Annotated in this window: 13 protein-coding genes; 7 read left to right on the forward strand and 6 right to left on the reverse strand. The window is 70.3% G+C overall.

Annotated elements, in window-relative coordinates; genetic code table 11:
- The first annotated feature begins 16 nt into the window (after positions 1-16).
- Genes KBX71_RS32950 through prcA form a run of 3 tightly spaced genes read left to right on the forward strand, consistent with a single transcriptional unit; the run spans position 17 to position 2,359 of the window.
- Positions 17-703, forward strand: coding sequence for an endonuclease VII domain-containing protein (locus KBX71_RS32950; RefSeq protein WP_210821596.1), 687 nt, complete (start codon positions 17-19; stop codon positions 701-703).
- Positions 622-1,461, forward strand: coding sequence for a proteasome subunit beta (gene prcB / locus KBX71_RS32955; protein WP_210821597.1), 840 nt, complete (start codon positions 622-624; stop codon positions 1,459-1,461). Before KBX71_RS32950 ends, prcB begins: the two co-directional genes overlap by 82 nt.
- A 58-nt stretch (positions 1,462-1,519) precedes the next feature.
- A complete protein-coding gene (gene prcA, locus KBX71_RS32960; RefSeq protein WP_210821598.1) occupies positions 1,520-2,359 on the forward strand; it encodes a proteasome subunit alpha in 840 nt (279 codons plus the stop codon).
- A gap of 48 nt (positions 2,360-2,407) precedes the next feature.
- Here the strand turns inward: prcA and KBX71_RS32965 are convergent, their stop codons facing one another.
- From KBX71_RS32965 to rfbB, 6 genes are read right to left on the reverse strand one after another with little or no spacing between them, the layout of a single operon-like run.
- Positions 2,408-3,436, reverse strand: a complete 1,029-nt coding sequence (locus KBX71_RS32965) for a glycosyltransferase family 2 protein (protein ID WP_210821599.1) — start codon at positions 3,434-3,436, stop codon at positions 2,408-2,410.
- Entirely contained in the window at positions 3,433-4,743 is a 1,311-nt protein-coding gene (locus tag KBX71_RS32970) for a lipopolysaccharide biosynthesis protein (RefSeq protein WP_210821600.1), read from the reverse strand. The genes KBX71_RS32965 and KBX71_RS32970 overlap by 4 nt, the downstream gene beginning before the upstream one ends.
- Complete coding sequence (locus KBX71_RS32975) at positions 4,740-5,441, reverse strand: glycosyltransferase family 2 protein (protein WP_210821601.1); 702 nt, start codon at positions 5,439-5,441, stop codon at positions 4,740-4,742. The genes KBX71_RS32970 and KBX71_RS32975 overlap by 4 nt, the downstream gene beginning before the upstream one ends.
- Positions 5,434-5,805, reverse strand: a complete 372-nt coding sequence (locus tag KBX71_RS32980) for a DUF2304 domain-containing protein (protein ID WP_139584287.1) — start codon at positions 5,803-5,805, stop codon at positions 5,434-5,436. The genes KBX71_RS32975 and KBX71_RS32980 overlap by 8 nt, the downstream gene beginning before the upstream one ends.
- On the reverse strand, positions 5,802-6,689 hold the full coding sequence (rfbD, locus tag KBX71_RS32985) for a dTDP-4-dehydrorhamnose reductase (protein WP_210821602.1): 888 nt from the start codon (positions 6,687-6,689) through the stop codon (positions 5,802-5,804). The genes KBX71_RS32980 and rfbD overlap by 4 nt, the downstream gene beginning before the upstream one ends.
- Entirely contained in the window at positions 6,686-7,687 is a 1,002-nt protein-coding gene (gene rfbB, locus KBX71_RS32990) for a dTDP-glucose 4,6-dehydratase (protein ID WP_210821603.1), read from the reverse strand. Before rfbB ends, rfbD begins: the two co-directional genes overlap by 4 nt.
- 85 nt (positions 7,688-7,772) lie before the next feature.
- Here rfbB and rfbA point away from each other — a divergent pair, with 85 nt between their 5' ends.
- The 4 genes from rfbA to KBX71_RS33010 all read left to right on the forward strand — a co-directional run bounded on the left by rfbA (position 7,773) and on the right by KBX71_RS33010 (position 10,984).
- A complete protein-coding gene (gene rfbA / locus KBX71_RS32995; protein ID WP_124816924.1) occupies positions 7,773-8,663 on the forward strand; it encodes a glucose-1-phosphate thymidylyltransferase RfbA in 891 nt (296 codons plus the stop codon).
- Positions 8,660-9,283: a dTDP-4-dehydrorhamnose 3,5-epimerase gene (gene rfbC / locus KBX71_RS33000; protein WP_210821604.1), complete on the forward strand. Its 624-nt coding sequence runs from the start codon at positions 8,660-8,662 to the stop codon at positions 9,281-9,283. Before rfbA ends, rfbC begins: the two co-directional genes overlap by 4 nt.
- A 68-nt stretch (positions 9,284-9,351) precedes the next feature.
- Positions 9,352-10,710: a Pup--protein ligase gene (gene pafA / locus KBX71_RS33005; RefSeq protein ID WP_124816920.1), complete on the forward strand. Its 1,359-nt coding sequence runs from the start codon at positions 9,352-9,354 to the stop codon at positions 10,708-10,710.
- Between the two features lie 79 nt (positions 10,711-10,789).
- Positions 10,790-10,984 (forward strand): hypothetical protein, encoded by a 195-nt coding sequence (locus KBX71_RS33010; RefSeq protein ID WP_210821605.1) that lies wholly within the window; start codon positions 10,790-10,792, stop codon positions 10,982-10,984.
- Positions 10,985-11,190: the final 206 nt, after the last annotated feature.

Genomic DNA, 11,190 nt, shown 5'->3' on the forward strand with positions numbered 1-11,190 from the left:
AGCGCCTAAAACGGACATGCCTCGTCCTCTGGATGACCGGGATGGCCACCGCCGCTGCCGCGACTGCGGCGAGTGGCTGCCCCTTGATCAATTTTGCGCAAACAGCAGACGACCGGACGGTCGCGGCAGCTACTGCAAGCCCTGCTTCAACATTCGGTCGAAGGCGAGCTACGCCAAGCGCCTGAAGGAGCAGCAGGGTAGGGACGTGCGTCAACTGCCGCTGGTGCCAGCGGGCCACCGGCGATGCCCCGACTGCGGTGCCACCAAGCCCCTCGATGACTTTCCGCGGAACCGCTCCGGCCGTGGAGGTTACGGCCGATACTGCAAGCCTTGCCACAACGCGAAGGGCAAGGAGAGCAAGCTTCGCCTGCACGGCGGATTTCGCGAGTACCACCTGCGGCGACGGTACGGCATCGGGGAGAAGGAGTTTCAGGAGCTCCTGGCCGAGCAGGGCGGGGTCTGCGCGATCTGTGGCAGCGCCGACCCGCAACATCTGGACCACGATCATCGCACCGGATGGGTGCGCGGGATACTCTGCTTCAACTGCAACGGTGGTCTTGGCCAGTTCCGTGACAGTCCCATGAGGCTGGCCAGGGCGATCACGTACCTGAGAGGAACCACGTGGCAGCGGGCTTTGATCCATCCGGGCGTCTACCAGATGTGTTCACCAACGCGGGGACGTCCTCCTTCACGACGTTTCTGAGTCGGGTGGCCCCCGAGATGTTGCCCGGTCGGCGACCGCTGCCGCCGGGCATGGCCGCCGACCTGGCGCCGCACGCGACCACCATCGTGGCCATCGCGGCCGCCGATGGTGTGGTGATGGCGGGCGACCGACGGGCCACCATGGGCAACCTGATCGCCCAGCGCGACATCGAGAAGGTGCACCCCGCCGACGCGTACTCGCTGGTCGGCATCGCGGGCACCGCGGGCATCGGCATCGAGCTGATGCGACTGTTCCAGGTGGAGCTGGAGCACTACGAGAAGATCGAGGGCGCGATGCTCTCGCTGGACGGTAAGGCCAACCGGTTGGCCTCGATGATCCGTGGCAACCTGGGTGCGGCCATGCAGGGGTTGGCCGTGGTGCCGCTCTTCGCCGGGTTCGACCTGGCCGCCGCCGACCCGGCGCGAGCCGGTCGGATCTTCAGCTTCGACGTGACCGGTGGCCCGTACGAGGAGACCGGCTACGACGCGATCGGGTCCGGGTCGTTGTTCGCCAAGTCCGCGTTGAAGAAGCGGTTCCGGGCCGGGGTGTCCGTCGAGGACGCGACGCGGCTGGCGGTCGAGGCGCTCTACGACGCGGCCGACGACGACACCGCGACCGGTGGGCCGGATCTGACCCGCCGGATCTACCCCGTGGTGATGACCGCGACCGCCGAGGGCACCCGCCGGTTGACCGACACCGAGACGGCGGCGATCGCCGAGGGTGTGGTTGCCGGCCGGATGGAGAACCCGGGCGGTTGAGACCCGCACCTCACCAGTCAGCAGTCGTCAGCACAGCGCCGTAAGGAGAACCGCCGACGTGGCCATGCAGTTCTACGCCTCTCCCGAACAGATCATGCGCGACCGCTCCGAGTTGGCCCGCAAGGGCATCGCTCGGGGTCGCAGTGCGGTGGTCCTCAGCTACTCCGGCGGGGTCCTCTTCGTCGCGGAGAACCTCTCCAGCGCCTTGCACAAGGTCAGCGAGATCTACGACCGGATCGGGTTCGCCGCGGTCGGCCGGTACAACGAGTTCGAGAATCTGCGCCGCGCCGGTGTGCGGATGGCCGACCTGAACGGTCTCAGCTACGACCGGCGTGACGTCACCGGCCGGGCCCTGGCCAATGCGTTCGCGCAGACCCTGGGTGCGATCTTCACCGAGCAGTCGAAGCCGTTCGAGGTGGAGATCTGCGTGGCGGAGGTCGGTGCCACAGCGGACGCGGACGAGCTGTACCGGCTGACCTATGACGGCTCGGTCAACGACGAGCCGGGCCGGATGGCCATGGGTGGTCAGGCGGAGGCGATCACCGGCGTGTTGAAGTCGCAGCATCGGCCGGACATGTCCCTGGGCGAAGCGGTCAGGGTGGCGGTGCAGGCGTTGAGCACCGTCGGTGGTGAGGGCGGTGCCGCCCGGACGATCGCCGCCAACCAGCTCGAGGTCGCGGTCCTGGACCGCCACCGGATCGGACGGACGTTCCGGCGGATCACCGGTGCCGCGCTGACGGCTCTGCTGGACGGGGACGCGGCGACCGAGGGGCAGGCGGCGGATGCGGCGGGCGGTCCCGCCGAGCCGGCCGTGCCGACCACGGAGGGGCACAAGCCGACGAGCTCGGCTGGTTCCGCGGACCTGGAGGACCGGCCCGCGGAGGGCGGCGAGCGTTAGAGCTTTGCCCGCTGGTGCCGGGCCCCTTTTCGGGGCCGGCACCAGCGGTCATCCTCGGCGCAGCAGGGGCCGGGCCAGCGCCCAGTAACCGCCGGCGACGGCGTTGAACGCGCCCAGGCCGGGCGTGGTCGGCACACCCGAGGGTGTGACCCGACCGGTCATCAGCTGCGCGATGACCCCGTCCGGCACCTGACGTTCCGCCTGCAGCTGCCGTCGACGGCCGCGCACCCAGTCGCGGTTGCGCCACAGCCAGCCCCAACCCCGCAGTTTCTGCCGGGACCAGCCGCCGACGACCGCGGCGGTGAGCATGGCGACCTCGGTGAGCAACAGCGCCGGGGCGAGTACGAGGAGTGTCCGCGCCTCGTACGCGGTGAGCAGGGTGACCAGTCGGTTCCGCTCGACCAGGTAGAGCTTCAGGGCGTTGCGGGAGAACTCGTAGTGGTGGCGCACGACGGCGTCCGGCACGTACTCCAGCCGTAGGCCGCGCTGCCACAGTCGCAGGCTGAGTTCGGTGTCCTCGTGGTACGCGAAGTATTCGGCGGCGAAGCCGTCGAGCTCGCGCCAGAGCTGCCGGCTGATCACGAAACAGCAGCCGCTGAGGGAGGGTACGACCCGACGCTCGGCGTGGTTGCTGGCCGGTTCGCCGTTGCCTCCGGCCCAGGAGAGCCCGGTGAAGTGCAGCGGGTTGCCGCTGGTGTTGATCAGCTCGGGGGTGTCGGCCAACCGGATGGACGCCATGGCCGCCCCGACGCCCGCTTCGGCGGCGACGGCGGTGGTCTTGGCCAGGGCGTCGGGTGCGACGACGGCATCGGAGTTGACGAACGCGAGCCAGTCACCGGTGGCCTCGGCCGCGCCGACGCGGCAGCCGCCGGAGTAGCCGGTGTTCTCCTCCGGTCGGATCACCCGCACACCGGGAAGGCCCTTGACGATGTCGATGCCGTCCCCGGTGCAGCCGTTGTCGACGACGATGAGATCGATCTCGACGTCGGCGCTGGCCAGCACCGCCCGGGCGGCGTCGACGAGGTAGGGCTCCGGGCCGTAGGCGAGCATGACCGCGCTCACCCGGGGTCGGGTCATCGGATGCCTCCGGATGCGGCAGGGGCGACGGCCTCGGCGAGCGGCCGGGTGGGGGTGGTGGGTCGGCGGACGCCGCCGCGCAGCAGCATCGCCATGGTGGCGGCCACGATGACGGAGCCGATGGTGTACGCCAGTTCGACTCGCAGGGTGACCGGCGCCGGGGTCAGCGTCACGGCGATCAGGGCGGCGACGCCGGCAGTCCAGGCGAGGGCCTGAGCGCGGTGCCGGTCGAGGGCGAGCAGGGCTTGGCCGAGCACCATCGCCCACAGGTAGGCGAGCGTGGCGGCCGCCAACCAGGCGAAGTCGCCGTGGCCGAGAACGCCTGGTGCGTCGAAGAGTGTGCCGACCAGCCACGGGCCGAGCAGCACGGCGCCGAGGGCACCGGTGAGGCCGAGCGCGGTGACGATGCCGAGCGCCCGCCGCAGCAGGCTGTGGAAGCCGGCCTGGTCGCCGGTGGTGGCGGTGGTGGCCAGGCCGGGCAGCAGTGACGCCTGGAGGGAGCCGAAGACGAACAGGGGGATGCGGACCAGCACGAGGGCGGAGAGCAGCGCGCCGGCGGCTGCCGCGTCGGCGGGGGCGAGCAGCTGCACGTTGATCACGCCGATGTTCACCACGACCTGGGAGAGCAGGCTGGAGGCGGTGAGCAGGCCGAGGCCGCGCAGCAGGGTCGCCCAGGCCACCGGTGGGCCTCCACCGATGGCGCGCACCACCGGCGGCAGGGTGAGTAGGACGCTGACCAGCGGGGCGGCGACGAGCACGAGCCCGTACCAGACGGGGGACGTCACCCCGGCCAGCCCGAGCAGGGCGACCATGATGATGCGCAGGCCGCCGTCGATCCCGAGTTGGGCGCCGTACCAGGGGAACAGTTGCAGGCCGGAGAGGACGCCGCGGGTGGCGTAGGCGACGGCCATCGCGGCGAGTGCGCCGATCAGCACGGTGACCAGGTTGCCGTCACCGGCGAAGAGCTTGTCGGCGAGCGGCTGACGACCGATGGTGACTGCCAACACCAGCACGGCGAGCATCGCCGCGGCGACGGTGACGCCGCGGGCCAGCACCGGCCCGGGGGGCAGCCCCTGGCTGTGTCGGGCGGCGACGACCCGGGCGACCTCCTGCTCGATCGGCATGAACACGCCGATGCCGAGGGTGAACACGATCGACCAGAGCACCGACAGGGACGAGTAGTCGGCCTTGCTGAGGCTGTGGCCGGCGACTGCGAGGTGAACGTAGGAGGCGAGCCCGAGAAGGGCCAGCCCGGCACCGACAGCGACGGTGCCGGGCGGGACCAGGCTCAGTAGCCGTCGGATCACCGGCGGATGAGCGCCAGCGTGAGGACGGCGAACGCGCGGCCGAGGTAGACCATCGCCTTGGCGGGGGAGTGGCTGGGAGTGCCCGCCATCCGCTTGCGCATGGCGACCGGCACCTGGCGGATGCGGTAGCCCCGGCGGGCGGTGTGTACGAGGGTCTCCACCGTGTCGCCGAGGTACTCGGCCGGGTACCAGGTGGCGAACATCTCGATGACCCGCCGGTTGGCGGCCCGGAAGCCGGACGTGGTGTCGGTGAGCTTGGTGCGGGCGACCCGGGACAGCACGGCGGAGAGCATCACCATTGCCCAGCGGCGGGGGCCGCGGACGTTGTAGTCGCCCTCACCGGCGAAGCGGGCCCCGATGACGAGGTCGTTGTCGGCGAGCAGGTCGACGAGCTTCGGCACGTACCGGGGGTCGTGCTGACCGTCGGCGTCGATCTGGATGGCGACCTCGTAGTCGTGGTCGCGGGCGTAGCGGTAACCGAGGCGCATGGCCCCGCCGACGCCGAGGTTGTACGGCAGTTTGGCGACCTTCGCGCCGGCGGCGGCGGCGACGGCGGCGGTGCGGTCGGTGGAGCCGTCGTCGACGACGAGCACGTCGACGCCGGGCAGTTCGCCGCGGACCTCGCCGACGACGTCGGCGATCGAGCCCGACTCGTTGAGAGCCGGGATGATGATCAATGTGCGCTTGCCGTTAACCATCGGTCGACACCAGTTCGTCTCGGGCTGCCCGGTCCGCGTCGATCTGCGCGCGGAGCAGGGCGAAGTCTTCGGCCAGGGTGCGGGTCTCTTCTTCCAGGGCGCTGACCTCCCAGCTGAGGTGTACGCACACCAGCAGCAGGAAGACGATGCCGAGGAAGAGCACCAGGCTGACACCGGAGGCGACACCGAGGAGTTCGGCGACGTTGTCGAGCAGCCGGGGGAACAGGGACAGCGGAATCACGATGATCAGCACGGCGAGCCAGAGCATGCCGTACTTCTCGCGCAGCTGACGGCGGCGCAACAGCTCGACGATGGTGCCGAGGAGCAGCAGGCCGGTCAGGCCGGTGACGAGGGTGAGCTTCATGCGACCTTCCACGGGGCGGGTGGAGCGGGGGAGTGGAACGCGTCAACCAGGGCGTGTTGCCAGTCTGGAAGCGGGGGCAGACCCACGGCTGCCCAGCGGCTGTGCCCTAGCACACTGTACGCAGGCCGGGGGGCGGGACGCGGATACCGGTCGCTGGTGGTGGGTCGGATCCGCTCGGGGTCCAGTCCGGCCAGCGTGAACGCGGCGCGGGCCAGCCCGTACCAGGTCGTCTGCCCGGCGCAGGTGCCGTGGTAGACGCCGGGCGTGGCGTGACCGGCCAGCGCCGCGTCGGCGAGCGCGACGAGTCGTTCGGCGAGCGCGTGGGACCAGGTGGGCTGGCCGTGCTGGTCGTCGACCACGTCGAGGTGTTCGCGCTGGTCGGCGAGTCGGAGCATGGTGGCCACGAAGTTCGGCCCGTGGGCGCCGTACAGCCAGGCGGTGCGCACGACGTACCCGGTGTCGGGTAGCAGCCGCGCGACGGCCTGCTCGCCGACCAGCTTGCCGCGGCCGTAGGCGTTGACCGGCGCGGTGGGCGCGTCCTCCGGGTAGGGGGTGTTCGCGTTGCCGGCGAGGACGTAGTCGGTGGAGACCTGGATCAGCCGGGTTCCGTCGGTGGCGCACGCCGCGGCAAGGTTGGCCACGGCGTCGCCGTTGACGGCGGTCGCCGCGGCCTCGTCGGCCTCGGCGGCGTCGACGTTGGTCCACGCTGCCGCGTTGATCACCAGATCGTGCCCGGCGACGGCGGCGCTCACCGCCGCGCGGTCGGTGACGTCCAGGTCGGCGCGGGTGGCGGCGGTCACCTTGAAGTCGGGCCGTGTCCTCAGCACGGTGACCAGGTCCCGGCCGAGCATCCCGCCCGCGCCGGTGACGAGGAGTCGGGTCATGCGGTCGGCGCGGACTTGAGGGGTTCCCACCAGCTGCGGTTGTCGCGGTACCAGCGGACGGTGTCGGCGAGGCCCTGGTCCAGGGTGATGCTGGGGTGGTAGCCGAGCTCTTCGCTGATCTTGGTGATGTCGAGGGAGTACCGGCGGTCGTGGCCCTTGCGGTCGGTGACCGGGACGACGCGGTCCCACCCGGCGCCGCAGGCGTCCAGGAGCAGACCGGTGAGTTCCTTGTTGGTCAACTCGGTGCCGCCACCGATGTTGTAGACCTCGCCGGCGCGGCCCTTCTGCTGGACGAGGGCGATGCCGCGGCAGTGGTCGTGCACGTGCAGCCAGTCACGGATGTTGCCGCCGTCGCCGTAGAGGGGCACGGTGCCACCGTCGAGGAGGTTGGTGACGAACAGCGGGATGACCTTCTCGGGGAACTGGTACGGGCCGTAGTTGTTGGAGCAGCGGGTGACGACCACGTCCATGCCGTGGGTGCGGTGGTACGACAGCGCGAGCAGGTCGGAGCCGGCCTTGGACGCCGAGTACGGCGAGTTGGGGGCGAGGGGCCAGGTCTCGGTCCAGGAGCCCTCGTCGATCGAGCCGTAGACCTCGTCGGTGGAGACGTGCACGAACCGGCCGGTGCCGTGGCGCAGCACCGCGTCGAGCAGCGTCTGGGTGCCCAGCACGTTCGTGGTGACGAACGGCGCGGCGCCGGCGATCGAACGGTCGACGTGTGACTCGGCGGCGAAGTGCACGATCACGTCGTGCTCGGCCACGACCTGGTCGACCACGACCGGGTCGCAGATGTCGCCCTGCACGAACCGCAGTCGCGGGTCGTCGCGGACGGGCTCGAGGTTGGCCAGGTTGCCCGAGTAGGTCAGCTTGTCCAGCACGGTCACGACGGCCGGCTCGAGCGGCGGCACGCCGTCGGCACTGCCGAGGGGCTTGCCCAGCAGCAGGCGGACGTACTCCGACCCGATGAATCCGGCTCCGCCGGTGACGAGGATCCTCACGGGTCCGGAAGTATACGCGACGGACGGCGCGGCGCCTGCCATGCGACCCCCACAGAACCTGACCGGGTGCGGCTAGGCTTCCCCGGTGCGCGGAATCCTACTTGCCGGCGGCACCGGGTCCCGGCTCTGGCCGATCACCCGGGCGGTCTCGAAGCAGCTGATGCCGATCTTCGACAAGCCGATGATCTACTATCCGCTCTCCACCCTCGTGATGTCCGGGGTGCGGGAGATCCTGGTGATCACGACTCCGGACGACCAGGACCAGTTCCGTCGGCTGCTCGGCGACGGCAGCCAGTTCGGGCTGCGGCTGGAGTACGTCAGCCAGGAGCGCCCGGAGGGCATCGCGCAGGCGTTCATCCTCGGCGCGGACTTCATCGGCACCGAGTCGGTGGCGTTGGTCCTCGGCGACAACATCTTCCACGGCGTGGGTCTGGGTCGGCAGCTCGCCGACCACGGTGACCCGGTCGGTGGGCGGGTCTTCGCCTACCAGGTGGCCAACCCGCAGGACTACGGCGTGGTCGACTTCGACGCCGATGGTCGGGTGCTCTCGATCGAGGAGAAGCCGGCCCGGCCGAAGTCCCGCTACGCGGTGCCCGGCCTCTACTTCTACGACAACCGGGTCGTGGACATCGCCCGCAAGCTCACCCCGAGCGCCCGCGGCGAGCTGGAGATCACGGGGGTCAACGAGGTGTACCGGGAGACCGGGGAGCTGTCGGTGACCGTGCTGGATCGGGGCACCGCCTGGCTGGACACCGGCACGTTCACCTCGATGATGCAGGCCGCCGAGTTCGTCCGGGTGGTCGAGGAGCGGCAGGGTCTCAAGATCGGTTGCGTCGAGGAGGTCGCCTGGCGGGCTGGCCTGATCGACGACGCGCAGCTGCGCGCGCTCGCCGAGCCGCTGACCAAGAGCGGTTACGGCGACTACCTGCTGCGTCTGCTGAGCGAGCAGGCCGGCGGCGACGGGGGTTCCTGGTGAAGATCCGGGAGCTGGGCATCGAGGGCGCCTGGGAGATCACCCCCCAGCAGCACGGTGACCCGCGCGGCATGTTCATGGAGTGGTACCGCTTCGACAAGCTCGCCGAGTCGGTGGGGCATCCGCTGCGGCTGGCCCAGGCGAACCTGTCGGTCTCCGCGCGTGGCGTGGTGCGCGGCGTGCACTTCGCCGACGTGCCGCCCGGGCAGGCCAAGTACGTCACCTGCGTGCGGGGAGCAGTCCTCGACGTGATCGTCGACCTGCGGGTGGGTTCGCCGACCTTCGGCCGTTGGGAGGGCGTGCGGCTGGACGACACCGACCGGCGCGCCGTCTACCTCAGCGAAGGGCTGGGGCACGGGTTCTGCGCGTTGACCGACGATGCGACGTTGAGCTATCTCTGCTCGACCACCTACAACCCGACCGGCGAGCACGCTGTGCACCCGCTGGACGAGGAGTTGGGCATCGAGTGGCCCGCCGAGGTTCCGCTGCTGTCCGCGCGCGACGACGCGGCGCCGACTCTGGCGCAGGCCCGCGAGCGGGGGCTGCTCCCGGAGTACGACAGCTGCCGGCGGTTCGTGGCGAGCCTCGGCGCGGACGGAATGTCGCACTCAACCGGTATGTGACCGCGCTCGGGGCACGACCTGTGGTCCGACAGTGACGAACCGGGCCTCCGGGCGGCTAATGTCACACCATGGAGCGGCGAATCTTCGGCCTCGAGACCGAGTACGGCGTCACCTGCACCTATCGCGGGCAGCGGCGGCTGTCCCCGGACGAGGTCGCGCGGTATCTGTTCCGTCGCGTCGTGTCCTGGGGTCGGTCGAGCAACGTCTTCCTGCGCAATGGGGCCCGGCTCTACCTGGACGTCGGGTCGCATCCGGAGTACGCGACACCGGAGTGCGACTCGGTGACCGATCTCGTCGCCCACGACCGGGCCGGCGAGCGGATCCTGGAGGGCCTTCTCGTCGACGCGGAGAAGCGACTGCACGACGAGGGCATCGCGGGTGAGATCTACCTGTTCAAGAACAACACCGACTCGGCCGGCAACTCGTACGGGTGCCACGAGAACTACCTGGTCTCCCGGCACGGTGAGTTCGGCCGGCTCGCCGACGTGCTCATCCCGTTCCTGGTCACCCGGCAGCTGATCTGCGGGGCCGGCAAGGTTCTGCAAACCCCACGCGGCGCGGTCTACTGCCTCTCGCAGCGGGCCGAGCACATCTGGGAGGGCGTTTCCTCGGCGACCACCCGCAGCCGCCCGATCATCAACACCCGCGACGAGCCGCACGCCGATGCCGAGCGCTACCGGCGGCTGCACGTGATCGTCGGTGACTCCAACATGAACGAGGTCACGACGCTGCTCAAGGTCGGCACCGCCGACATCGTGCTGCGGATGATCGAGGCCGGGGTGGTGATGCGCGACCTGTCCCTGGAGAACCCGATCCGGGCCATCCGGGAGGTGTCGCACGACATCACCGGCCGGCGCAAGGTGCGGCTGGCCAACGGCAAGGAGGTCAGCGCCCTGGACATCCAGCAGGAGTACCTGTCCAAGGCCACCGAGTTCGTCGAGCGGCGCGGTGGCGACCAGGCCGCCAAGCGGGTCGTCGAACTGTGGGGCCGGGTGCTCAACGCGGTGGAGAGCGGCGACCTGGAGCCGGTCTCCCGGGAGATCGACTGGGTCAGCAAGCTGCGGCTGATCGAGCGCTACCAGCGCAAGCACGACCTGCCGCTGTCGCACCCCCGGGTGGCGCAGATGGATCTGGCCTACCACGACGTGCGCCGTGGCCGGGGCCTCTACGGGCTCCTGGAGCGCCGCGGTGAGGTCGACCGGGTTGCCACCGACCCGGAGATCTTCGAGGCCAAGGAGACGCCGCCGCAGACCACCCGGGCCCGGCTGCGGGGCGAGTTCATCCGGCACGCCCAGGAGAAGCGCCGGGACTTCACCGTCGACTGGGTGCACCTGAAGCTCAACGACCAGGCGCAGCGCACAGTGCTCTGCAAGGACCCGTTCCGGGCGTACGACGAGCGGGTGGAGCGGCTGATCGCCAGCATGTGACGGGTTCCCGGCCCCGGCGGTGCTCTGCGCCGACGGGGCCGGTCGGCCCGCCGTGCCGAGCGGTTAAGCTGGGCGCGCCATGACGACTTCTGGACCTTCCGACCGCCCCGAGCGCGGCACCGAGCGGCTGAACTGGATCGAGCGCCGGCGGGAGAAGATCCGCGCCGAGGTCGACCGTAACCGGCGCGGTGAATACACGGTGCCCACCTGGGTGCTGGCCCTGGCCCTGGCGCTCATCGTAGGCGGCTGGCTAGCCCTGATCTTCCTGGCCTAACTCGAAAATCGAACCGTGCGTAGACACGCGGCAGCATCCCGCGTCGCGAAGCGGCGTGGGATGGGTTGTGGTGTGGCTCTTAGGCGGCGAGGTCGAGGGTGACGCGGTAGCCGAGGGCTTCGAGTTGGTGGATGTGGTTGCGTTTGCGGCGTTCGGTGTCGGTGCGGCTGAGGTAGAAATCGGCGCCGAGGTCACGGAACCCGGCT

The organism is Micromonospora sp. D93 (assembly GCF_018070365.1).
In the GTDB taxonomy this organism is placed as follows: Bacteria; Actinomycetota; Actinomycetes; order Mycobacteriales; family Micromonosporaceae; genus Micromonospora; species Micromonospora ureilytica.

What these genes read in the sequence shown, in the direction of transcription:
- KBX71_RS32965 (WP_210821599.1), bottom strand. Translation starts at nt 3,436, where the DNA reads ATGACCCGACCCCGGGTGAGCGCGGTCATGCTCGCCTACGGCCCGGAG.
- KBX71_RS33010 (WP_210821605.1), top strand. Translation starts at nt 10,790, where the DNA reads ATGACGACTTCTGGACCTTCCGACCGCCCCGAGCGCGGCACCGAGCGG.
- KBX71_RS32980 (WP_139584287.1), bottom strand. Translation starts at nt 5,805, where the DNA reads ATGAAGCTCACCCTCGTCACCGGCCTGACCGGCCTGCTGCTCCTCGGC.
- rfbD (WP_210821602.1), bottom strand. Translation starts at nt 6,689, where the DNA reads ATGACCCGACTCCTCGTCACCGGCGCGGGCGGGATGCTCGGCCGGGAC.
- KBX71_RS32975 (WP_210821601.1), bottom strand. Translation starts at nt 5,441, where the DNA reads ATGGTTAACGGCAAGCGCACATTGATCATCATCCCGGCTCTCAACGAG.
- pafA (WP_124816920.1), top strand. Translation starts at nt 9,352, where the DNA reads ATGGAGCGGCGAATCTTCGGCCTCGAGACCGAGTACGGCGTCACCTGC.
- KBX71_RS32950 (WP_210821596.1), top strand. Translation starts at nt 17, where the DNA reads ATGCCTCGTCCTCTGGATGACCGGGATGGCCACCGCCGCTGCCGCGAC.